Origin of the sequence: uncultured Microbacterium sp., from assembly GCF_947488465.1 — a bacterium.
Lineage (GTDB): Bacteria > Actinomycetota > Actinomycetes > Actinomycetales > Microbacteriaceae > Microbacterium.
Window position 1 is genome coordinate 248,183 of sequence record NZ_CANKZA010000005.1, and the last position, 22,796, is coordinate 270,978.

The following is a 22,796-nucleotide window of genomic DNA, read 5'->3' on the forward strand; positions in this document are numbered from 1 at the left end:
ATCGCAGTCCCCAGAACGTACCGGGTCGACGCTATCCGCGAGCGCGATTCTCCCCATGAGTGCATCAATCGCTGCCATGTGTCAGCTCGGGCCGCCTCAACATTCGGTCCGCATTGGCCTACATCGCATTTACTCGCCGCCCCGAAACCCGTGAGGTGTCTGCTTGCACTCGAGTAATAGGGCGTCCAGTTCGCCGCCGCCCACCGATGCCAGTTCCTGGTAGGGCGACCACGGAATGCCGTTCACATTCGTCGAATCCACAAAAGCACCCTTGCTCGGCATCTCGATGTCATAGCCGCGTTCGGCTAGGCATGGCACCAGCGTGTTGGCGTAATAGTCGTAGAGATAGGCGATCTCATCGTCCGTTGGCGGCAGAGTAAACGCGGGATCTGTGGGGTACTTCACGCGACAGGTATAGACGGCAATGTTCTGCTGTTCCGCCTGTGCCTCGGGCGTCGCACCGAACGAGATGCCGCCGTCTTCGCGGGCTGTCGCCGGGTAGCCGAGCTCCTGAATGCACTGTGCGACGACTTTTGCTGAGTCGGCCGCCGTAACGACACGCACCTGCTCAACTTGAGGTCGTTCCGCATCCGGAAACATTCGCTGAACTTCGCCCCACGCTTGGTTCGCGGCCTCGTCGATCATCCGCTTCTCAGTGGCGGCGTCAACAGTTGGCGCGGGGGGCGCCGCGGCTGCGCCCCCCGCGCATCCGACGAGCAGCGACGCCCCCAGAATCAGAACCGCCGCCGCCAGGCTCCGGTGCTTGCCGATCACACACCACCGCATCCGGTGTAGGCCCAGGAAAGGTGCGCTGGTGTCGCGGTTCCTCCGTCTTGGCCGGTGACGGTGGCCGCGCTCCAGGTGCGCGCCATCGATGATTGTCTGGTCGCACCGAACACGCTGTTGTTCCAGGATGCCAACATCACGTTCTGCCGGTAGTGGGCCGTGTATCCAGTGGAGTTGCTGCGAATGAACGCGGTAGCGGTGGTACACGACCCGCTACCCAGGTCGTGGTAGTACGACGCGCTGGCGGCGCCCGCGGGGGCGAGGACGAGTGCCAGGGCGGCGAACACTGCCAGTAGCGGAGGGGATGCACGATTGCGCTGTTTCATGTGCGGATTCGCCTTTCAGTTGATGTAGGCCTTCATCGTTGAGGAAGCCGCCAGGATCGACGGCGCCGTTCGACTTCGGCGTTGTGATGTTGGGCACATAGAAGCAGTTCGGGAAGCGCGAGATCCACGATCCAACTTCGCCTCGCGAACGGCTGGCGGCCATTGGCGACGACAATCGAGATGGCTAGCTACGCGTGAACGCCCGCAATTACGCGCGTTCGGGTCTGAAACCCGTGCCGGGGTCATACGAGCGCCCAGCGGAGGAATCATCCGTACGGATGATTCCTCCGCTGGGGTGCATGCCGGCGCGCACGTTCTGCTCTTGGCCGTGATGCGTCTCAGAGTGAACGCTCGTCATCGGTGGGCCTCGAGAGGGCGGCGGTTGGCGGGCGGCGAGGAACACGCGTGAGTGCCCGCTGCCTAAGTAGAACTCATCCGTTCAGACGAATCCTGGCCCGCCCATCAAAGTGAGCAGTCGAAAGCGCAGTGGGTATGGAAACCAAGCTGTGACGGCTCGTGAGTGCGCTGATGGCAACAGAAAACGGGACGGCGGCATCGTCGGAGGCCGATCAAGCTTCATGCCTCGCGGCCGGTTGTGCGACAGGATGCGTCAGACGAGGGGGTCATGTGAACAAGACCAAAGGATCAAAAGTTGCTGGATGCGCGACGTTCCTGCTTGTCGCTCTCCTGGGGCTCCCCGGGTGCGCACCAACTCTCGCCGCCGAAGGGTCTACTCCGGAGGCCGGTGAACTCGACGCATCCTCAGCCGCCGACGGCGCTTGGAGCGACGTTGTTTCCGTCTATCCCGATGCGCTGCGGCCCGATGTGGAGCCGGTGCGCACGGTAACCACCGATGAATGGGCGGACGTGATATCTCAGTGCCTTCGGGACGAAGGATTTCCAGCTGTCACGTCACCCGGGGACGGGTCAATCGAGTGGAGCGGAGTACCGCAAGCTCAGATGCAGAGCTTTCACGTTGCTCGCTACAGCTGCACCGTCATGTTTCCACGGGACCCCTCGCATCAGGGGCGATTGACACCAGCCCAACTGGACAAGCTCTACGACTATTACGTCGGCGAGCTCACTGACTGTCTTCAGAACCTGAAGTACGAGGTCCCGCCCCGGCCGTCTCGTGAGGTGTTCAAAGAGACCTACTACACGGCGCCCTGGTTACCGTTCGCGGAGGCGTTCAGCGGCCCATTGAGCGAAGACCAGCGGTCTCAACTCAGCCGTGACTGCCCTCAAGCGCCGTCCGATCTGTAGTAGATCATCGACCGGTCGAGTCATCCACCTAGTCCGACCACATGAAAGGAAAGATCATATGAAACGACGATCACGTGCATTGACGGGTGCGCTCGTTGCCGTTGGGCTGGTGCTGCTCACAGCATCGCCCACTTGGGCGGGAAGTAACACCTTGACTCCGCTCGGATGCAGCGGAAGTAGCAAGCTGTACTCGGGCTCTACAACGATGGGGGATACCTCCCATAACATCTGGACGAGCATCAATAACAACCAAGGCAAGTGGTGGCCGGGTGACGGTGTGTGGAGGTCGAGGCAGTTCTACTCCACCAAGTCGTCTGCGAGCGCCGTGAACTTCACATGGGGATCGCATCAACTCACCTACTCAGGTTGTTACACGCCCTGAACAGCGCCGAGTCGATACAACGAGCATGTAGGTAGCGACACCTTGTAGTGCGCGGGGCATGAGTGGTGACTGCGGAGCCCTTGCGATCCCGTCGGTGGCGGACTGTGCAGGCGCTCTCGGCCATCGGCGGCACCCTCGATCCTGATGAGCCCTGCCCGCACGAACTCGAAGTTGCGGTTTGGTGGAGAATCGCATTCAGGCATCTTGGTCCGGACTGGACTTGACCACGGTGCGCTTCCTCCTGACACGTGAGATGTCCCAGTGAACAGAGTGGCCGAGTGTAACCAACTTCGGCTTGGCGGTATCGAGGCGGATTATCGGGTCGACGCCACGATTGCGCCCTTTGCCACCTTCGCAAACGCGCACCCGACGAGGGCACTCGACACCCGCTTCTTATAGGGAACCGTATTCGACACCAGATGGCGCTTGATCGGACCGCGGTGACGACCCTCGTCTGCGTCATTCCCACCGGCGCCCATGTGATCGCCGTCGAGGGTGCGGCCGTTTCTGCGCTGACGGAGGGATACAGACAGTGCGACCTGAACGATGGCGGGGGAACAGGCGCAGCGGTCACGTAGTCTCGTGCGCGGCCGCGCAGCAGCGGTTCCATAGCATCACTGCAAACCAACGTTGGCGAAGGCGGAGCTAGGTTCTAGTTGCACAAAATTCCGAGCGCGCTCGTCCCGCCCGGAGCGACGGTATGACGGATAGGTATGCCCCGGAGCCCTCGCAGGTTCCCTCGAGGCATTCAGGGCACACGTAGCTCGCGTATAGGCTCCCTGCGGCTAGCGATCATAGCGGGCGGAACGGCAGCGGCGACCGCGGCGGCCAGACCCAGAGTCCCAAGGGCCAGCACGAACGTCGGGCCGGGGATTGGGTCACGGACGGTCACCGCGATGCCAACTGATAGCAGGACACCGGTGATCACACCCGCCGTCGCCAGCAGTGCCGTCTGGGCGATCAGGAGTCGAACAATAAAGCCCCGCGTAGCACCAAGAGCTCGCCGTCGCCCGAAGTCCTTCCGCCGCATCATCACGAGACCGAACAGGATCGTGGCGACCAGGCCCGATGCCACTCCGAGGACACCAAGGACAAGGCTTCGAGAGGAGTTGGCGAGTTGAGACTTGATTATTGACCGCAACGCCGCCAGGCTCTCACTGGTTTGAACGGTCACCCTACTGGGGTCGTCCGCGCCAACTACCGACAGCACAGCGTCGGCGACGGGCGCGACTAGCTCTGGGGACTCCGCGATCACGAACACTAGGTTGACTGGCGTTGAAGCAGGCGTTTCGCCAGGAACAAGCACGATGGGCTCGAACTCGTCCAGGAAATCGGGAGCGTCCAGTCGTGCGTAGACGGTGGCAGTGAGACCGTCTGTAAGTGTGATTGCACCAGCAACATCAGGAAGCCCTAGCAGGTCGAGAGCGGCCTGCGACGCAAACGCACTGGCCCCCACTGTCCCCTCGGTGAGGATCCCCAAGGCTTCAAGCCGATCGCTGTAAACGTAGCGAACGGCGACCGGGGGGCCGCCAGGAATACGTGCGTTCCGACCATCGACGGCCGACGAGAACGCGCCAGCCCACTCGATTCCCTCTATGGCTCTGATCCTCTCGAGGATCTCGCCAGTGACACCCGCAGCATCCTCCGCGCGGATTTGGATGGTGCGAGTGCCGACGCTGTCGATAGACGATAGTACTTCTTGCTCTGCAGCGACGGTCCTACCCGTAGTCATCATGACCGTCACCACCATGCCGGCAATAACGAGCATTGTCAGCGTGGAGCCAACCGGCTGCGCCCTGGCGGACGCCCACGCTTCCAGTGCGAGACGCCTCATAGCCGCACTTCTGCATCGCAGACGGCGGCAACGTCCGGCGAATGGGTCACCACGATCACGGCGGACCCATTGTGAGCGTGCTCTCGTAAGGCATCAATAACCACTTGCGCAGTAGCGGGATCGAGATTGCCGGTCGGCTCGTCGGCGAGCAGAATCTTTGGGCTGCCTAGCAGCGCGCGGCACAGAGCGATTCGCTGCGCCTGCCCTCCTGAGACCTGTCCCGGCTTCCTGTGCGCTGGCACATCGACCTTGAACCTCGCCAGCAGATCTCGGGCGGCGGGTTCCAGTTCCTTGCGGCTTTGCGCGCGGTATAGCGCTGGTTCGGTCACGTTGTCGAGTACGGTCCGAGATGAGTCCAGCGCTGCGTCCTGAAAGACGAATCCGAACTTCCGCGCTCTCAGGTCCGCGCGCTCCTTGTCCTGCGCCCGACTCGCGTTCTTGCTCTCGACAACGACTTCGCCAGAGCGGGGCGCCAGCATTAGGCCTAGCAAGTACAGCATCGTCGACTTGCCTCGACCGGATGGTCCTGTAATTGCGGTCGTCGTTCCAGCATGGAACTTGGCGCTGAATCCGTCGACGATTGTCTGACCGCCGGAGTAGCCGAACGAAACATCACACGCTTCGAGTATGACGGTCATCCGGTCGCCTCCCCGGGGACTCGAACACGAACGCCAGCATCGACGCCGTCGATCACGGCCATTCCTCGAGCGGTGCCCATCACGGTGGCGGATCGACGGATTCCCGCTTCATCAATGACTGCCAGTTGGCCGTCTGCGGCGGACACCAGCGCTGCTGAGGGCACCACCAGTCCAGTCACCGTCTCCACCGTCACGACTTCGGAACTCAGAGTGATCGAGTCGTCAACAGGAATCTGTGCGCACTCTTGCTTGCAAATAGGATCCTGTCCGCCTGATCCGAGTTTGACCGTGATCGATCCCGCCACCTCGTCACGAACCTGTTCCTCCGCGACAGCGTCCCACACGCTCCCGTTTGGCGACGTGATCAGTACGCGAGTGCCCGCTGGCATGAGTGACGCTTGAGAGTCGGTAACGGGCACGTTGAATGCCGGCGAGGGCGAGAGCCCGGAAACAGCGGATTCACCCCCAACGAGTGATGCCCCTCTATAGATTTCCTCTATGTTCAGCGCAACGCGCGCTGGCAGAGTAGGGACAAAGATCACGTCGCCGCTGCGGACTGTTCCCGTGACTTCGACGTTCAGGCTCTTCTGCCATGCGCGGATCGCAGCTGCCGTAACGGTTCCCGCCTCGCCGCCCACCTCGCCCCGATAGAACCCGAGGTCGGCAAGTAGCTGTTGGATCTGACGTACATCTTCGCCTTTGGAACCCTCACTGATGTCCCGGAACGAAGGGACGACACCCCGCGCAATCACGACAGGGTGCAGGTCCACCGAGTAGAGCGCGGACCCCTGCGATACTTCAGCGCCAGCTTCCGCACCTATCGATGTCACGACTCCGACCGCGCGGTTAGTCCCGACGGGTGATGTCGTCCAAGCCGCGACGGTGTTCAAGCGGACCGTTGATCCGACCTCTCCGGCAACCACCTCCACGAGCGTGAACTTGGCGGCGCTGGTCGGATCATCAGGCGGACGTACGACAGCGAGCATCGACCATGCCAGAGCGCCGGTCAGCGCGGTACCGGCAAGAAACCAGCCGACTGCGGGGCCGATCCGCTTCGCGTGGCTACCGTTCACTCGGCGCTCCGCCGGCCGCGCACGACTGGCTGCGGCGAACCCACGGGGAGCATGCCCTCGCGCGGACTTCTACTGCCATGTTCGTCCGCGGGTCACAATGCACATCATGGTGCGACGCTAACACCGGCGCACATGCGGGGACTGATGCAGCTATCGCATGGCATATTCCCTTTGCTGTGCCCGACGACGCCAAACCCTTGCAGAACCAGCTCGGATCTCGGTCGGGAGAGTGCGCCAGCCGTCAGGGCTCGCACCTTCGAGTGACTACGTCGTCGGTGACTTCACTCATTTGGACGATAACAGCGACCGCGATCAGCGCGCTCCGTGATCCAACCGCCACGATCGCCGGACTCCGAAGAGTGATTGACGGATAGGCCCAGCTACCTGTCGCGAAGTCGAGCATCACATCTGACAGGGTCGTCGTTGACACGGTTGTGCGCGTCGCGGACAGCATCGCGCGAAGTGATTGATTGCCCGGAGCCACTATTTTCCGCGCGCCTCTGCCCGCGCGAGCATGTGGAGTCCGCCGGAAAACTTGAAGCCGTACCTGATCCCACCAGCCGTGAGCGCCGCAAGACGGGCCCCATGTCCGCGGGTGACGTTGTTTTGTGTCATGTTCCAAACGCGACCGCGCACGAATCCTGACGCGTCGGACAGCTCGGTTGCCTCTGCGATTCACCTGTCGGCTGCACACCGCTCGGACGTCACTGAGACGAGAGGCGTGACGACCGCCAGGACGAGTTCGAGGCCGGGACTGCCAGCGGGCCGCTTACTTCGGGGCGCCCTGGCGGGTATGGTCAGCGATTCAAACGGAGTATCTGGCGGGGCGGACCGCGCGCGGGTGTCGGCCAGCAGATGCGCATCGACCTCGTTGAGCCCGGTCTTGTCTCGGTAGCAGCTTCAACTCACGCTTGTCGCATTGTCTGCAGCTCGATTACTCCCGACGTTGGTTGGTCGACGTTCAACACCCACCGTCCGGGGAGGTGCTGTTCGCCGAGTTGAGCTACGCGCCGTCACAGATCTTCGCTCCAGCGAACACGTAGTGGCGTCATTCATTTGAATGAATGTTCTTTGTGGCGCGGTTGGACTATCGGAATCGGCGCGACAGAGACACCAGTGTTTCCGCGCGCGGGGCGAGAGACCTCGGAGCGAAGGCGGGTGCTGGGGACCGCGGCTGGTCGGGTCACGAGTACTGAAGACCGGACAATGTGCTCCGACGGATGCGTCACGGAGAACATTTTGGGGGTCGGGTGGTACCGGTTCATGCGGCATTCTCGACGAGCCATCCGTTGTTCTACGACGTACCCGGCCGCACTCAGGCGGTGAATGCAGCCCTATTTAGGCCAGACGAAGGTCGTGACTGGACAAGTTGGAGGTCTGGCTCGGACCGCCATTGGGTGCACTGGCTTGCTCCTGGAGCGACTCTTCCTGAACAGGGTTGGAAGATTCACATCAGCACGACGCCGTCGGGCGGCGAGGAGATGCTCCGCGATGTCTCCGCGTTCTGTCACGACCGTGGTGTCCCGTTCAAGCACCTTCGCGACATGTCAGTACTCGCTGCACCAGTCCCAGGGAACACGGTTTGCTGGCAACGGTTTGTTGCGTGCGTCGTGCGATCTGGCGTCGGGTGCGGCGGGAGTCCTTGCGGTATTGGCTCGGCGCTCCGGCCAGGCCCGAGCCCTTGGGCCTCTCTCGTTTTTGGAGCCGACGGCGTCCGCGGTCAGCGGGCCGACTAGAACATGGCAAGGGAGGTGAGGACAAATGGGATATCTACTTTCGTTGCAGGCGATGGAGCGGGATCACGATGAGCAGCGGAACGGACAGTTCGCGAGCTATATCAGCGCCTCCGTGTGCTTGAGCAACGTCTCCGCGGTCTGCTGATTCACGGTGGCACCGGGAGAGCCCCGGTGCCACCCTGCGGCATTATCACTGCGGGACCGCGCGGTGGTGGTCATGGGACTCCGTTAGCCGCTGGCGCACACGTTATTCGGCGTGGCGGCTACTGTGAGCACGAGGAGTTGTGATGAGCACTGAAGACGTCAAACACGAACTGCTGGGCGCCGATGGGGGATACGATCCGCTGCTCGGCTCGCGGCGGACCGCTCTCATTTTTGCACTGACGATCTTCGTGACAACTGCGATACAGGTGCTGTCCATTCCCGTGACAGCGCTTCTTGGCGGAACCATCCACTGGGGGCTGGCTCTGCCAGAAGATGTCGTGGTGAGCCTGTTAGTTGTAGGTTGCGCCGTTCAGGCGGGCGTTCTGACATTGGCCGACCGATTCCCCCGACTCACCATCGTGCTTACGGTCGTCACGTACTTGCTGCTGGCGATCGGTCTCGGCATTCCTTCGTGGCTGACTGGAATGTCCCTCGGAATCGCGGCTTCCTTGTTCGTCCACGCAGCACGCGCTTCCGTGATCGCGAGCTGTCTGTGGTCCGCCGGCGCAGTCGTCGCGGCGATGGGGGGTCTCTGGCTGTGGCTCTTGCTCTCGGGCGTGGGCACGAGCCAGGTGTCGACCACGGGGTACGTTCTTGGCGAAGCGGCGCGGTTCGCGGCGCCCGCCGCAGGCGCGACAGCATTAGGCATTTGGTGGGGAGCGCGTGTACGGCGGGTCGCTGCAGCTCGAGACGAGGCCACGCGTGCGACTAACGAACACGCTCGCCGAGTCGCGGATGCACAGCAACACGAGCGTGCGCGAATCGCTCAGGAGCTGCACGACGTCGCCGGTCAGCATCTCGCGGGTCTCATCACCCTCTCGGAGGCAGCGCTCGCTATTGCTCCGAGGCAGCCGACACGGGCACTTGAACTGGTGGCTGCCGTTCGTAGCGAAGGTCGCTTTGCTGCGGCCAGCCTGGCCGGCGCGCTCGCGGACCTTCGAGCGGCAGGCGTCGAGGCACCCGGGGGTACCGCGGACCTTCTGCGCGCTCCTGAGCTGGCCGACTACTGGCGACGAGTCGGGATGGCAGCGAGTCTCCATACCTCGGGGTCATTGGACAAACTTCCCGCCGTGGTGTCGAGCACTGCGTATCGCGCACTACAGGAAATGATGACAAACGTCGCGAAACATGCGCCCGGCGCTGCAGCACGAGTGCAGATAAACGCGCACGATGCCGCGTTGGAGGTAGTCGTTGAGAACTCACTCGTCGGCGATGGGACGCCGCCTACCGCCGGCTTCAACCTGGGCTGGGGTCTGACAGGAATGCGTGAGCGCGTCGAGCTCCTGCACGGGACGCTCGAAGCTGGCCCAGTCGGCCCGGGTTGGTGGCGCGTGCGCCTCTGGATCCCGCTTATCGACGACCCACTCAGTAGGACAATCTCATGACGAAGTCACAACGCATACGAGTGCTGATTGCAGACGACAACCGCGCAGTGCGGATCGGAATGCGTCTGCAATTGGACAATGCCCCGGATATCGAGGTTGTCGGTGAGGTAGGGAACGGGATCGACGCGGTCATGGCTGGTCGCAGCGAACAGCCCGACGTGATCTTGATGGACCTTCAGATGCCCGGAATGAGCGGCGTGGAAGCAACGAAGCGACTTCTCGATGAGTCGCCACACCGCCCCGCCGTGATCGTAATGACGAGCTTCGCGCTAGAAGGGTACGTCAGGGATGCTCTAGACGCAGGCGCCGTGGGATACCTATTGAAGAGCCACGATTCAGAGCGGCTGGTGGAAGCAATACGCACTGCGCATCGAGGCGACGCTGTGGTTTCGACCACCATGATGACGCCCGTTCTTCGAGAATTCGTCCGACGTGGGCGCGGTGCCCAGCTTGATGTATCGGCTACCACGCTCTCGGACGCTGAACTTCGTGTGACGGTAACTCTAGCGAGAGGGATCACGAGCAACGAGGACATCGCGCAGCACCTGTGCGTTTCAGTCCACACCGTACGGTCACATCTTCAGTCCGCACTCAAGAAGACAGGTTTGTCCGATCGAACGCAGTTGGCGCTATGGGCGGTCCGTCAGCAGTTGAGTGTTGAAGATGCTGCACAGTCCTCGTAGCGCGTTTCGGAGTTCATGCTCTTTGGTCAACGCACACGCTTCATCGAGATCGCGACGCCAGGAGCGCATTCGCGCTTGATCGGTGCTCGTGGCAAGGCGACAAGATTCGCCGAATGGTCGTCGTAGAGGTGAAGAATAGGTGACGAATGAGACTGGTAGCAGGTGGTCCGGTACGGCTACTCTGGGTAGCACGAGGCTAGGTATCGCGGCACATTCAGAGGGCCAGAGAATCATCAGCGTAAACAGGGGGTTGCAGGTTCAAGTCCTGTAGCCGGCACCGTTTGTCTGATGCGCGCGCATCCGTGGGCCAGGATGAAGCCGTGAGATTTCGTCGCGCCACCGTCGCTGTTGCCCTCGTGTTCGCCCTTGCGGGTCTATCGGCGTGGCGCTGTCGGTCGGCTCGACCGACGTCACGATGACGAACACCGACGCCGGCATCGAGGCGCTGACCTTCACGGTCGTCGTGACGGCGCGCGACTGACCCCGCGGGCTCAGGGCACTCAGGTCAGGATGACGATCTTGCCCGGGGTGTGCGCGCTGTCGAGTGCGGTGAAGGCGGCGGCGACCTGATCGAGCGGGAACGTCGCGGTGACGGGCGCGATGATCTCGCCTACCGCGACGCGTTCGGCGAGATGCGCGAGGTTGGCCGCCGTGCGGGCGTCTGCCCCGGGGCTCTGGATGCCGGGGACATCGCCCGCGGCGATGGCCACCATCCGTTCGGGCGATAGCCCGAGGGCGAATCCGGCATCCAGCGCGTCACGTCCGTGACAGTCGTAGACGGCCGTGGGCGTGCCGATCGCGGCGACGAGTTCGGCGAGGCCATCGCCGTAGGCCACCGCCTCCATGCCGAGCGAGCGCAGGAGGGCGTGGTTGCGAGGCGACGCGGTGCCGATCACGCGCGCGCCGGCCGACATCGCGAGTTGCCCGGCGATCAGGCCGACGCCGCCCGACGCGCCGCCGACGAGCACGGTGTCGCCGGGGCCGACCGGTACGGAGTCGACGATCGCGACCGCGGTGAGTCCGGCGACGTACAGGCTGCCGGCGACCTCCACCGGTAGTGCCGAAGGGCGGCGGGCGAGGTCGCGTGCCGACGCGGTCACGCGCTCGGCGATGGCGCCGGAGGCCCGGCCCAGGACCTCGTCGCCGACGGCGATCGCGGTGCCGTCGGCGTAGACGGAGCCCTCGCCGACGGCGTCCACGGTGCCCGCGACGTCGCCGCCGATACGGCGGGGGAAGGGGGCTTTCGAGGGAATCACGCCCGCGCGGACCTTCGCGTCGTAGGGGTTGAGGCCGGCGGCGCGCACGCGCACGGTGACCTTTCCGGGCCCGGGCGCCACATCGGGGACCTCCCCGATGTAGAGCGCATCTGCGGCGCCGGTCTGGTCGTACAGGGCTGCGTTGCTCATCGGGTCTCCTCGTCGAGTGCCGCCTCCGATCGTACGCTCCGGCCCGGTTAGGCTGACGAGGATGTCCACGTACCCGGTTCCCGCGCGCCTCCCCGCCGGTGTCGCGCTCGCCGGAGCGGTGCTCGTCGGCATTCTGACCGCCGTGCAGGCGCGCATCAACGGGCAACTCGGGCTGCGGCTCGACGACGGACTCACCGCGGCCTTCCTCTCCTTCGGATCGGGGCTGGTGCTCCTCGCGATCCTCTCGGCGGCGATGCCTACCGGTCGGCGCGGGTGTCGGGCGCTGGTCACCGGCATCCGTTCTCGGACGATTCCGTGGTGGATGCTGGCCGGCGGAGCCGCCGGGGCGCTGACGGTGGCGACCCAGGGGCTCGCCGTCGCCGTCATCGGTGTCTCACTCTTCACCGTTGGCGTGGTGGCGGGGCAGACCATCAACGGGCTCGTGCTCGACCGCGCGGGGTACGGTCCGGCCGGCGTCGTCGCCGTGACCATGCCGCGCGTCGCCGGCGGCGTGCTGGCTCTCCTCGCGGTCGGCATCTCCGTGCAGGGTGGTGTGCTCGACCGTGTCCCGCTGTGGATGCTGGTGCTCCCGCTCCTGACGGGCGTCGGCATCGCGTGGCAGCAAGCAACGAACGGTCGCCTGCGCCAGCGGGTGGGGACGCCGTTGACCGCGACCCTCGTGAACTTCATCGGCGGGACCGCGCTTCTCGCGGTGGTCGCCGGCATCCACATCGCGATCGTCGGTGCGCCGCGGGCACTGCCGGGCGAGCCGTGGCTCTATCTCGGCGGGGTGCTGGGCGTGACCTACATCTTCCTGTCGGCGGCGCTCGTCGTGCACACCGGGGTGCTGTTGCTCGGTCTCGGCGCCGTCGCGGGGCAGTTGCTCACGGCGTTCGCGCTCGATGCGCTCTGGCCGGCGGATGCCGGGCAGGGCTGGGAGACCGAGCTCGTGATGGTCCTCGTCGCGCTGCTCTCGGTCGTCGTGGCCGCCGCGCCCTGGCGCCGCAGCCGCTGACGCGTCATCCTCGGCCTCCGTGCCCCTGCTGCGCGTGCCCCGCTGCGCGTGCCCCTGCTGCGCGTGTCCCGCTGCACGTGCCCCGCTGCGCGGGCCCCGCTGCGCGTGCCCCACTGCGCGGGCCCCGCTGCGCGTGCCCCACTGCGCGGCTTCGCCCCGCCGTCCCGCGAGACCGCGCGTGTGTCACGTTTCGCAGCCCGAAACCGTACATACGCGCGGTCTCGCGGGGTGAGGGTGACGCAGGGACGCGCGACGAGGTGGATGCTGGCGCGGGCCCGGCATCCTGTCGTGAGCGCAACTCGTCCCGCGAGACCGCGCGTGTGTCACGTTTCGCGGCCCGAAACCGTACATACGCGCGGTCTCGCGGGTTGGAGCGGTAGCGGGGACGCGCAGCGACGTGGATGCTGGCGCTGGCTAGGCATCCGTCGTGGCGTACGTCCCAGTCCGCGAAACTGCGCGCGTGTCGCGTTTCGCGGCCCGAAACCGTACATACGCGCGGTGTCGCGCGAGGGCGCGCGCAGTCTCGTGAGCGGGCGCGGGCACGCGCAGTCGCGCGAGGGCGGGTCAGGCCTTCTTCGGCATCCGGCTGAGGAACTTCTTCGCATCGACGGGCTTGCGACGGCCGGCGCGGGCACCGGCGGGCTTGCCGCCGACGTACAGCCAGCCGAGTAGCTCTTCGTTCTTACCCAGACCATGCGCCTTCGCGACGGCTTTCGACCGCGTATAGGAGCCAGTACGCCAGAACACGCCCCAGCCGGCCTCGTCCAGCAGCAGGCTCAGCATGTGCGCGACGCCCGACGCGACGGCCTCTTGCTCCCAGCGCGGGACTTTGTCGCTCTTGCCGTAGCTCGCCACGACCGCGATCAGCAGGGGCGCGCGCATCGGCTTGGTCGACGGCTTGCTGTCGCCCTCCGCCTTGGCGATCGCCGCGCCGAGTCGGGCCCGGTCCGCACCGCGCAGTTCGATCAGCCGCCACGGGCGCATCGCCGAGTGATCGGCCACGCGGCCGGCCGCCGCGATCAGCGCGAGCAGTTCCTCGCGATCAGGCGCCTCGTCGGTCACCTTCGACCACGACCGGCGCGCACGCGCGGCCGCATAGGCCGGGTGATCGGTCAGCGCATCGATCACGGGGTCTGCTCGGGAGTGAACGACAACGACAACGAGTTCATGCAGTACCGGTCGCCGGTGGGCGTGCCGAACCCGTCCGGGAACACGTGCCCGAGGTGCGAACCGCAGGTCGCGCAGCGAACTTCGGTGCGCTGCATACCGTGGGAGGAGTCGTCGATGAGCTCGACCGCGTCGGGGCGCACCGACTCGTAGAAGCTCGGCCACCCGCAGTGCGAGTCGAACTTCGTGCCGCTCTGAAACAGCTCCGACCCGCACGCGGCACACGCGTACAGCCCGGCGCGGCTTTCGTCGAGCAGTTCACCGGTCCACGCGCGCTCGGTGCCGGCCTGGCGCAGCACGGCGTACTGGTCGGGCGACAGCTCGGCGCGCCACTGGTCATCGGTCTTGTCTACGCGGTAGGTCATCACAGACTCCTTACGTCCACCCCTATTCAACCCGAACCTGCGCGCGGGTGTTCCCCGAGAATGGGGGAGTGGACCAGCCGATCGATGTCATCGCCGAGCGTTTCGGCCGTTTCGCCCGCGACGAGGCCCCGGGACGGTCAGAGCTTTACGCGCAGTGGGCGGCGGGCATCGCGGCGGATGCCGAGGTTCAGGCAGTGCTGGCCCGCATCCCCGCGCGGCACCGGCAGCCACCGCTCGTGTTCGCCGTGACCCGGCTGCTCGGCTCCGGCGAACCGGACTTCCCCGGGTGGCGCGAGTGGATGCTGGCGCACGCCGACGAGGTCGTGGCGGAGTGCGGGCGCCGCTCGCTGCAGACCAACGAACCGCTGCGCTGCGCGGCACTCTTGCCGGCGCTCAGCCGCATTGAGGGACCGATCGCGCTGCTCGAGGTCGGTGCGAGCGCGGGATTGTGTCTGTATCCCGATCGCTACTCGTATCGCTACACCGGCGCCACCGGCACGATCGCGCTCGATCCGGCATCCGGGCCGTCGCGCGTCGTGCTCGACTGCGAGGTGCGCGGCGAGCGGATGCCGGCGATCGCCCTGCCGGACATCGTCTGGCGCGCGGGGATCGACCTCGACCCGCTCGATGCGGCCTCTCCCGACACGGCGGCGTGGCTCGAGGGACTCGTCTGGCCGGGGGAGACCGGCCGCGCGGCGCGCGTGCGGAATGCCCTCGCGATCGCCGCGGCCGACCCGCCGCTGATGGTCGCCGGAGATGGGATCGACCGGCTCGCCGAGGTGGCGGCATCCGCCCCCGCCGGCGCGACGCTCGTGATCCAGACCCCGGGCGTGCTCGCGCATATCCCGTGGGCCCGGCGGCGGATGGTGATCGAGACGGCGCGGGTGGCCGGACGGTGGATCACGATCGACGCGCCGGCGCTTCACGACGGGTGGACGGAGCCGATCGACCTCGACGCGTGGCCGGGTGGCTTCGCCGTCGCCCTCGATGGCCGGGTGCAGGCGGCGGCCGATCCGCTCGGGGGATGGTGGCGATTGCACGACAGTCCCGCGTCGCGCCCGGGTGCGGCGGCCGCGCGGGGTTAGCGTGAAGACGTGCCCCTTTCCGACCGCGACGAGATGATCCTCGACTTCGAAGCCCGGTGGCACCAGCACGGTGCGGCGAAGGAAGAAGCCATCCGTAGCGACCTGTCCCTTACCCCGGCACGGTATTACCAGTTGCTCGGGCGTCTGATCGAGACGGCGGATGCCGTGGCTCACGACCCGTTGCTCGTGCACCGGCTGCGGCGCCTGCGTGACGCGCGTGCGCGGGAGCACGGCGCCCGCGCCACGGTGTCCACAGGTTCGGGCCGGTAGCATTCTCAGGTGCCGAAGACTGCCCCACCCCAGGACCGCTTCGACGACCTTCCCGTCGACAACAGCCGGATCGGCGCCCACCGTGCCGAGAACCCGCGCATGCGCGGCGGGGTCATCCTCCTCTGGTCGGCGGTGGCGACGGTCGCCCTGGTGGCGATCGGAATCTTCGGCACGCTGATCGCGACCGGCCGGATCACGGTGTTCCCAGCGCCGACCGCAACTGCCGTGGTCGTGCCGCCGGCGGAGGCTGTCGTCGATACGACCTACGAGATCACCGTGCTCAACGCGACCCCGCAGTCGGGACTCGGACGGGAGTTCGGTGACGTGATCGTCGCGGCCGGCTGGGATGCGGCCGTCGTCACGGCGGGCGAAGCCGGATCGGACGATTTCGCCACAACGACGGTCTTCTACGTCGACCCCGCCGATGAGGGCGCCGCACGTGGTCTCGCGCAGGTGGTCGGGGGAGCGGAGGTCGCGCTGACGGATGCGTACGCGGACCTTCTGGGCGACGAGAACACGAAGCAATTGGTGCTCGTGATCGGCCTCGATAGGACGAGCGCCGCGGCCGGATAAGGCTCGTGTTTCACGCGTGTGAACACTTCGATGCGCACGTGTCAATAGTTGCGGATTCCGCGATTTCGCCGTGCAGTGGCTCGTTAGCATGGCGAGGTCCCACAGCATCAGGAGATCCACAATGAGCGCACAGACCCGCGGCACCGTCAAATGGTTCAATGCCGAAAAGGGCTTCGGATTCATCACCGCAGACGGCGGCGAAGACATCTTCGTCCACTACTCGAACATCGACATGAACGGCTTCCGCGTCCTTGAAGAGGGCCAGGCGGTCGAATTCACCGTCGGCGCCGGCCAGAAGGGGCCGCAGGCCGAGGCAGTGCGCCCCGTCTGACACCCACTCTTTCGAACGACCTCGGTGCTGCGGCGCCGAGGTCGTTCTGCGTGTGACGCATCGGTGCTCGCGGCTTGCACTCCCCCCTATCGAGTGCCAGAATGGGTTAGCACTCACTCCACGTGAGTGCTAAAGACTCATCCTCACGTCCGGGAGGGACGACACACTTATGGCAAAGATCATCGCTTTCGACGAAGAGGCCCGCCGTGGCCTCGAGCGCGGCCTGAACATCCTCGCCGACGCCGTCAAGGTGACGCTCGGCCCGCGCGGTCGCAACGTCGTACTCGAGAAGAAGTGGGGCGCCCCCACGATCACGAACGACGGCGTTTCCATCGCCAAGGAGATCGAACTCGACGACCCGTTCGAGAAGATCGGCGCGGAGCTCGTCAAGGAGGTCGCCAAGAAGACCGACGACGTCGCCGGTGACGGAACCACCACCGCGACCGTTCTGGCTCAGGCGCTCGTCCGCGAGGGCCTGCGCAACGTCGCAGCCGGTGCCGACCCCATCTCCCTGAAGAAGGGCATCGAGAAGGCCGTCAAGGCCATCACCGACGAGCTGCTCGCTTCGGCGAAGGAGATCGAGACCAAGGATGAGATCGCTGCCACGGCATCGATCTCGGCTGCGGACACGGCGATCGGCGAGCTCATCGCTGAGGCGATCGACAAGGTCGGCAAGGAAGGTGTGGTCACCGTCGAGGAGTCCAACACCTTCGGCACCGAGCTCGAGCTCACCGAGGGTATGCGCTTCGACAAGGGGTACATCAACCCGTACTTCGTGACCGACCCGGAGCGCCAGGAAGCGGTCTTCGAAGACGCGTACGTCCTGATCGCGAACCAGAAGATCTCCAACATCAAGGACCTGCTGCCGATCGTCGACAAGGTGATCCAGGAGGGCAAGGAGCTTGTCATCATCGCCGAGGACGTCGAGGGTGAAGCCCTCGCGACGCTGGTGTTGAACAAGATCCGTGGCATCTTCAAGTCGGCTGCCGTCAAGGCTCCCGGCTTCGGCGACCGTCGCAAGGCCCAGCTGCAGGACATCGCGATCCTCACCGGCGGCCAGGTCATCACCGAGGAGGTCGGTCTCAAGCTCGAGAACGCCACCACGGACCTGCTCGGTCGTGCCCGCAAGATCATCATCACCAAGGATGAGACCACGATCATCGAGGGCGCCGGCGAAGCCGACCAGATCGAGGGTCGCGTCACGCAGATCAAGCGCGAGATCGACAACACCGACAGCGACTACGACCGTGAGAAGCTCCAGGAGCGTCTCGCCAAGCTCGCCGGTGGCGTCGCCGTCATCAAGGCGGGAGCGGCGACCGAGGTCGAGCTCAAGGAGCGCAAGCACCGCATCGAGGATGCTGTGCGCAACGCGAAGGCTGCCGTCGAAGAGGGAATTGTCGCCGGTGGTGGCGTGGCGCTCATCCAGGCTGGCAAGAAGGTCCTCGACGGCCTCGAGCTCAGCGGTGACGAGGCGACGGGCGCGAACATCGTGCGCGTGGCGATCGAAGCCCCGCTCAAGCAGATCGCCCTCAACGCGGGTCTCGAGCCCGGCGTCGTGGCGAACAAGGTCGCGGAGCTGCCGACCGGTCACGGTCTGAACGCCGCGACGGGCGAGTACGGTGACCTGTTCGCACAGGGCATCATCGACCCGGCCAAGGTGACGCGCTCGGCGCTGCAGAACGCGGCCTCGATCGCCGGTCTGTTCCTGACGACCGAGGTCGTCGTGGCGGACAAGCCCGAGAAGGCTCCGGCCCCCATGGGTGACCCGTCGGGTGGCATGGACTTCTAAGTCCACTGCTTCGGCTATGACAGAAGGGCCCTTCCTCGCGGAGGGGCCCTTCTGCGTGCCCGGCGCACCCGAGTGTGTCCCACTTCTGGTTGTTCCTGCGGCTGTAAAACGACCCTTTCTGGGACATGGGCTGCCCCAAGTGGGACACGGGGGCGGGGGGAGTGGGGCGGGCGCCCGCGCGGTGCGGTCAGCGGAAGAGGCCGGCCGCGGACAGCTCGGTCTGCGCGTACTGGTCGCCCGCGTGCGCGAGCGCACCGCCGATGTCGCCGAGCGCCGCGTCGAGCTCGCTCTGCGCGTGGCGCCAGCGCTCGATCACCCCTTGAAAGGCGGCCGCCGCCGAGCCGGTCCACGACCCTTGGAGGTGCGTGAGCTGAGCGAGCATGGATGCCGTCTCACTCTGCAGGCGGTCGCCGGTCGCCCGGATCGCCGCGGTCGCGGTGATCACCGCATCGCTGTCGACGCTGAAGATTGCCATGATGTCCCTTCCGGTGGATGTGGCTCCACGCTAGGCCGGAGCGCGGCATCCCCCCGCTCGTCGTCCCTCATCTGAGGACAACTCGAGCTGTCCCGCTCCTGGGGAGGAGGCTCTGCGCCGTGTCGGTTCCCCCTCGCCCGCCGCGCGAGGGGGCGCGATCTGCCCGCTGCGCGCTCACCTCTGGGCAGATTGTGCCACCTCGTCCAGGCCGCTGCGCGGGGAGGGGGCCCGATCTGCCGGGAGTTCTTGCGGGGGTGGGCACATCGCGCCACCTGGATCGGATGCGCCCAGCGGGGCCCAGCGACGAGCCCGCGCCCCGTGCCCTACTCGTCGACAGCGCGGATCCGCGGGAGCGGCTGAGTCTCGATCAGGAGGTGGTCGGCGGCATCCCGCGCCTGCGCGAGCGGGAACGCGACGCGGAAGGTCGCGCCACCACCGGGCGTTTCGGTCACAGCGATCGACCCGTGGAGGGCCTCGACGACGGAGGCGACGATCGACAGGCCGAGCCCCGACCCGCCGGTCTCGCGGGTGCGCGAGGTGTCGGCCCGCCAAAACCGCTGGAAGATCTTGTCGCGGATCTGCTCGGGGATGCCCTCGCCGTGGTCGGCGACCGCGATCCACCCCATCCCGGCCTGGTCGTCGACCCCGACGCTGATCTGGATGGGAGACCCGGCGGGTGTGTAGCGCCGGGCGTTGCCGAGCAGGTTCGCGACGACCTGGCGGATGCGGTTCTCGTCGCCGAGGACGATGGGCGGCGGCCCCGCGGTCGCGAAGGAGAATGCCGGTTCGTCGGATGCCGGCACCTCGCCGTCCGGCACCACTCGTCCGCGACGACGCAAGAGCCCGGCGAATCCCGTTGCGGAGCGGCGCGGGATCGCGCCCGTCGGCGTGACGATCGGGGTAGTCGGGGCAATGGGCGTGCGTTCGGCCTCGCGCGTGACGAACGTGACGTCTCGGTCCGGCGCCGTGGCGCGGGCATCCAATGCGGCGTCGCGGGCGATGGGGCGAAGATCGACGTCCCGCACCACAATGTCACGGCGCTCGTCGAGCCGGGCGAGCGCGAGGAGATCCTCGACCAGCACGCCCATCCGGATCGCTTCCTTCTCGATGCGTTCCATCGACTGGGCGATCTGGTCGTCGCCCGAGATCGCGCCCATCCGGTACAGCTCCGCGTAGCCGCGCACGGTGACGAGGGGGGTGCGCAGCTCATGGCTCGCGTCGCCGATGAAGCGGCGCATCTGCTGTACGGTCGCGTCGCGCTGGCCGAGTGCCTGGTCGATCCGGTCGAGCATGGCGTTGATCGCCGTCTTCAATCGGCCGACCTCGGTGCGCGGCGAGATGTCGCCCATGCGCTGGCTGAAGTCGCCGGCCGCAATCGACATCGCCGTCGATTCGACCTGCCCGAGGCTGCGGAAAGCGAGCGTCACCAGCCACCGTGTGGCCAGGGCCCCGCCGATCATGGTGAGCACTGCGAGGATCGAATAGATCCCGAGGAAGTTCCGCACGGTCTGGGTGACCGGTGTCAGCGGCAATGCCAGCAGTTGCACATTCGATTCGCGCGCCCCCGGAATCTGCAGGATGTCGACGGCGGCGTGGAAGACGGTCTCGCCGTCGGCGGACGTGAGGTCGAACGTCGATGTGCCCTGCATGAGTGCTTTGTCGAGTCCGAACGTATCGGGGAAGTCGGGGGGATGCTGCGACGCCGGACCGCCGGTGGCCAGCCGCGTGCCGTCGGGTCCGTAGACGGCGATGTAGAACGTCGTGAGGGGGAGGGGGGAGGGCGCGGCGAAAGTGGCGACCCCGTCGACGACCACGACGTCGAGCAGGCTGCTGGCCTGATCGAGGGTCACCGTCTGGCTGATCGATTGGTCACGCTCGGCGATCTGGGCGTTACGGAGGAACACAGCCGTTCCGAGCCCCGCGGCGAACAGGCCGATCGCGAGCACCGCGACCGTGACACCGGTGACTTTGGCCCGCAGGCTCAGCTCGCGCCACCACAGGGTGACCCGGTCGTTCTTCTTCGCGTGCCGCGCCGGGGCGCCCGTCGTGTCCATGACGGCGGGCTACGCCGTCTTGCCGGCCTTCAGCATGTAGCCGAAGCCGCGCTTGGTCTGGATGAGCGGCTCGCTGGAGTACGGGTCGATCTTGCGGCGAAGGTAGGAGATGTAGCTCTCGACGATTCCCGCGTCGCCGTTGAAGTCGTACTCCCACACATGATCGAGGATCTGCGCCTTGCTGAGCACCCGATTGGGGTTGAGCATGAGGTAGCGCAGCAGCTTGAACTCGGTCGGGCTGAGATCGATCGACACATCGCCGACCAGCACGTCGTGCGTGTCTTGATCCATCGACAGTTCGCCGGCCTTGATCGTCGACTCTTCGTCGGCCTGCATCGTGCGGCGCAGAATCGCCTGGATGCGGGCGACGATCTCGTCGAGGCTGAACGGCTTCGTGACGTAGTCGTCACCGCCGGCATTCAGGCCCTCGATCTTGTCTTCGGTGTCGTCCTTCGCCGTGAGGAACAGGATCGGTGCGGTGTACCCGGCGCCACGCAGGCGCTTGGTGACACTGAAGCCGTTCATGTCGGGCAGCATGACGTCGAGGACGATGAGATCGGGTTCTTCCTCGAGGACAGCCGAGATGGTCTGCGCGCCGTTGGACACGGCGCGCACCTGGTATCCCGCGAAGCGGAGGCTCGTGACGAGCAAGTCGCGGATGTTCGGTTCATCGTCCACAACGAGGATGCGCGGTGCAGTCATAGGGTCAGTCTGGCACCGGAATCGTTCAGTTTGCTGGATATCGGGCCGAGCGCGTGAGCCATGATGGATTCATGACGCTTCCCCTCGACGCCACCACGGAAGGCTTGGCCTTCCACCGACTCATCTTCGCGCGCCGCCGGAGCGGGTGGTGGACCCCCCTCGCGACGGGGCTGCTCTCCCTGGCCTTCTACATCGCTTTCCTCGTGGTCGTGCTCGTCGTCACGGTGATCGCGGCCTTCGCTGATGCGTCGCTCCTCGGCGAGCTCGAGGCCATGACGGTGAACCCCACGTTCGATCTGACCGACCCGTTCCTCGTGTCGATTCTGCTCGGGACGATCGCGCTCATGCTCCCGGCCTACGTGCTGGCATCCCTCATCGTGAACGGACGACGCATCGGGCTGATCTCGTCCGCCGCGGGCCGGTTGCGCTGGCGCTGGATGCTGCTGTGCACCGGCGCCGCCGCCGTGATCGCCGTGGTGCTCACGGCGTTGTCCCTGCTCATTCCGACGGATGCGGCGCCCTCCACCCCGCCGGCGGAGAACCCGCTCTGGTGGGCAACGCTCATCGTCCTGCTTCTGCTCGTGCCCGTCCAGGCGGCGGCCGAAGAGTACCTCTTCCGCGGCTACCTCATGCAGGCGATCGGGCGGTGGCTGAAGCATCCGGCGTTCGCGATCCTGCTGCCCGTGCCGCTGTTCGTCCTCGGGCACCTCTATGACATCTACGGCCAGATCGGTGTCGGGATCTTCGCCGTCGCTGCCGGCTGGCTCACGTGGCGGACGGGCGGGCTGGAAGCCGCCATTGCCCTCCACGTCGTCAACAACCTGCTGGGATTCCTGCTGGGCCTCGCAGGTGGAGGAGACCCCACGGCGACCGACCAGGGGGTCTTCAGTCTGCTGTCCTCGGCGGTGCTGATCGGTGGATACGTCGCCGTCGTCGAATGGCTCTACCGCCGCTCACACCTGCCGCGCACTCTCGTGCTGACCGTTCCTGCGCCGGTGACGTGGGCGCAGCCCGTGCCTCAGTCGCAGCCGCTGCCTCAGCAGTAGGCGATTCGGCGCGCTGCGCTCCCTCGCCGTGCGAGGAGGGGGCTCATTCTGCCCCGTACCCGCGAGGGGGTGGACAGAATGTGCCCCCTTGATGGGGGTGCCTGGAGGAGGGGGCTCAATCTGCCCTGCACGAGGGTGGGGTGGGCAGAATGCGCCCCCTGATGGTGGGCGCAGGACGAGGGGGCTCAATCTGCCCCGTACCAGCGAG

Annotated in this window: 22 protein-coding genes; 11 read left to right on the plus strand and 11 right to left on the minus strand. The window is 65.9% G+C overall.

Annotated elements, in window-relative coordinates; translation table 11 throughout:
• Positions 1 to 129 precede the first annotated feature (129 nt).
• Positions 130 to 774: a hypothetical protein gene (locus tag Q0653_RS12400; protein ID WP_261607450.1), complete on the minus strand. Its 645-nt coding sequence runs from the start codon at positions 772 to 774 to the stop codon at positions 130 to 132.
• The gene (locus tag Q0653_RS12405) at positions 771 to 1,112 is read right to left on the minus strand and encodes a hypothetical protein (RefSeq protein ID WP_298944816.1); all 342 of its coding nucleotides are present in this window, start codon (positions 1,110 to 1,112) and stop codon (positions 771 to 773) included. The genes Q0653_RS12400 and Q0653_RS12405 overlap by 4 nt, the downstream gene beginning before the upstream one ends.
• Before the next feature lie 627 nt (positions 1,113 to 1,739).
• Here Q0653_RS12405 and Q0653_RS12410 point away from each other — a divergent pair.
• Entirely contained in the window at positions 1,740 to 2,375 is a 636-nt protein-coding gene (locus tag Q0653_RS12410) for a hypothetical protein (RefSeq protein ID WP_261607452.1), read from the plus strand.
• A 1,130-nt stretch (positions 2,376 to 3,505) separates the two neighbouring features.
• On the opposite strand, the gene Q0653_RS12415 is transcribed toward Q0653_RS12410, so the two are convergent.
• The 3 genes from Q0653_RS12415 to Q0653_RS12425 all read right to left on the minus strand — a co-directional run bounded on the left by Q0653_RS12415 (position 3,506) and on the right by Q0653_RS12425 (position 6,302).
• On the minus strand, positions 3,506 to 4,525 hold the full coding sequence (locus Q0653_RS12415; protein WP_298944819.1) for an FtsX-like permease family protein: 1,020 nt from the start codon (positions 4,523 to 4,525) through the stop codon (positions 3,506 to 3,508).
• Positions 4,526 to 4,587: 62 nt separating this feature from the next.
• Positions 4,588 to 5,229 carry an ABC transporter ATP-binding protein gene (locus Q0653_RS12420; RefSeq protein ID WP_261607454.1) on the minus strand — a complete coding sequence of 214 codons (642 nt, stop codon included), beginning with the start codon at positions 5,227 to 5,229 and terminating at the stop codon, positions 4,588 to 4,590.
• The gene (locus Q0653_RS12425; protein WP_298944822.1) at positions 5,226 to 6,302 is read right to left on the minus strand and encodes a peptidoglycan-binding domain-containing protein; all 1,077 of its coding nucleotides are present in this window, start codon (positions 6,300 to 6,302) and stop codon (positions 5,226 to 5,228) included. The genes Q0653_RS12420 and Q0653_RS12425 overlap by 4 nt, the downstream gene beginning before the upstream one ends.
• A gap of 1,761 nt (positions 6,303 to 8,063) precedes the next feature.
• Here Q0653_RS12425 and Q0653_RS14080 point away from each other — a divergent pair.
• The 3 genes from Q0653_RS14080 to Q0653_RS12435 all read left to right on the plus strand — a co-directional run bounded on the left by Q0653_RS14080 (position 8,064) and on the right by Q0653_RS12435 (position 10,310).
• Complete coding sequence (locus Q0653_RS14080; RefSeq protein ID WP_366521996.1) at positions 8,064 to 8,183, plus strand: SapB/AmfS family lanthipeptide; 120 nt, start codon at positions 8,064 to 8,066, stop codon at positions 8,181 to 8,183.
• Positions 8,184 to 8,325: 142 nt separating this feature from the next.
• Positions 8,326 to 9,627, plus strand: a complete 1,302-nt coding sequence (locus Q0653_RS12430) for a histidine kinase (RefSeq protein WP_298944824.1) — start codon at positions 8,326 to 8,328, stop codon at positions 9,625 to 9,627.
• Positions 9,624 to 10,310, plus strand: a complete 687-nt coding sequence (locus Q0653_RS12435; protein WP_298944826.1) for a response regulator transcription factor — start codon at positions 9,624 to 9,626, stop codon at positions 10,308 to 10,310. Before Q0653_RS12430 ends, Q0653_RS12435 begins: the two co-directional genes overlap by 4 nt.
• A gap of 500 nt (positions 10,311 to 10,810) precedes the next feature.
• Here the strand turns inward: Q0653_RS12435 and Q0653_RS12440 are convergent, their stop codons facing one another.
• Positions 10,811 to 11,716 (minus strand): NADP-dependent oxidoreductase, encoded by a 906-nt coding sequence (locus tag Q0653_RS12440; RefSeq protein WP_298944828.1) that lies wholly within the window; start codon positions 11,714 to 11,716, stop codon positions 10,811 to 10,813.
• Positions 11,717 to 11,777: 61 nt separating this feature from the next.
• Here Q0653_RS12440 and Q0653_RS12445 point away from each other — a divergent pair, with 61 nt between their 5' ends.
• On the plus strand, positions 11,778 to 12,731 hold the full coding sequence (locus Q0653_RS12445) for a DMT family transporter (protein ID WP_298944830.1): 954 nt from the start codon (positions 11,778 to 11,780) through the stop codon (positions 12,729 to 12,731).
• Between the two features lie 564 nt (positions 12,732 to 13,295).
• On the opposite strand, the gene Q0653_RS12450 is transcribed toward Q0653_RS12445, so the two are convergent.
• Positions 13,296 to 13,859, minus strand: coding sequence for a nitroreductase family protein (locus Q0653_RS12450; protein ID WP_298744027.1), 564 nt, complete (start codon positions 13,857 to 13,859; stop codon positions 13,296 to 13,298).
• Entirely contained in the window at positions 13,856 to 14,263 is a 408-nt protein-coding gene (gene msrB / locus Q0653_RS12455; RefSeq protein ID WP_298744025.1) for a peptide-methionine (R)-S-oxide reductase MsrB, read from the minus strand. Before msrB ends, Q0653_RS12450 begins: the two co-directional genes overlap by 4 nt.
• 68 nt (positions 14,264 to 14,331) lie before the next feature.
• On the opposite strand from msrB, the gene Q0653_RS12460 reads away from it, so the two are divergent.
• The 5 genes from Q0653_RS12460 to groL all read left to right on the plus strand — a co-directional run bounded on the left by Q0653_RS12460 (position 14,332) and on the right by groL (position 18,311).
• Positions 14,332 to 15,348 carry a DUF2332 domain-containing protein gene (locus Q0653_RS12460; protein WP_298944833.1) on the plus strand — a complete coding sequence of 339 codons (1,017 nt, stop codon included), beginning with the start codon at positions 14,332 to 14,334 and terminating at the stop codon, positions 15,346 to 15,348.
• A 9-nt stretch (positions 15,349 to 15,357) separates the two neighbouring features.
• Positions 15,358 to 15,618, plus strand: a complete 261-nt coding sequence (locus Q0653_RS12465; RefSeq protein ID WP_298744022.1) for a DUF3263 domain-containing protein — start codon at positions 15,358 to 15,360, stop codon at positions 15,616 to 15,618.
• A 9-nt stretch (positions 15,619 to 15,627) separates the two neighbouring features.
• Positions 15,628 to 16,191, plus strand: coding sequence for a LytR C-terminal domain-containing protein (locus tag Q0653_RS12470; RefSeq protein ID WP_298744020.1), 564 nt, complete (start codon positions 15,628 to 15,630; stop codon positions 16,189 to 16,191).
• 121 nt (positions 16,192 to 16,312) lie between these two features.
• On the plus strand, positions 16,313 to 16,522 hold the full coding sequence (locus Q0653_RS12475) for a cold shock domain-containing protein (protein ID WP_261607466.1): 210 nt from the start codon (positions 16,313 to 16,315) through the stop codon (positions 16,520 to 16,522).
• 169 nt (positions 16,523 to 16,691) lie between these two features.
• Complete coding sequence (gene groL, locus Q0653_RS12480; RefSeq protein ID WP_298744017.1) at positions 16,692 to 18,311, plus strand: chaperonin GroEL; 1,620 nt, start codon at positions 16,692 to 16,694, stop codon at positions 18,309 to 18,311.
• Between the two features lie 187 nt (positions 18,312 to 18,498).
• Here the strand turns inward: groL and Q0653_RS12485 are convergent, their stop codons facing one another.
• The 3 genes from Q0653_RS12485 to Q0653_RS12495 form a co-directional block, all read right to left on the minus strand.
• Positions 18,499 to 18,786 carry a WXG100 family type VII secretion target gene (locus Q0653_RS12485; protein WP_298744015.1) on the minus strand — a complete coding sequence of 96 codons (288 nt, stop codon included), beginning with the start codon at positions 18,784 to 18,786 and terminating at the stop codon, positions 18,499 to 18,501.
• A gap of 323 nt (positions 18,787 to 19,109) precedes the next feature.
• Positions 19,110 to 20,840, minus strand: a complete 1,731-nt coding sequence (locus Q0653_RS12490) for a HAMP domain-containing sensor histidine kinase (protein WP_298944836.1) — start codon at positions 20,838 to 20,840, stop codon at positions 19,110 to 19,112.
• A 9-nt stretch (positions 20,841 to 20,849) separates the two neighbouring features.
• Complete coding sequence (locus Q0653_RS12495) at positions 20,850 to 21,542, minus strand: response regulator transcription factor (RefSeq protein ID WP_298744009.1); 693 nt, start codon at positions 21,540 to 21,542, stop codon at positions 20,850 to 20,852.
• A gap of 71 nt (positions 21,543 to 21,613) precedes the next feature.
• Between Q0653_RS12495 and Q0653_RS12500 the strand changes: the two genes are divergently transcribed.
• Complete coding sequence (locus Q0653_RS12500) at positions 21,614 to 22,588, plus strand: type II CAAX endopeptidase family protein (protein ID WP_298944839.1); 975 nt, start codon at positions 21,614 to 21,616, stop codon at positions 22,586 to 22,588.
• Positions 22,589 to 22,796 lie beyond the last annotated feature (208 nt).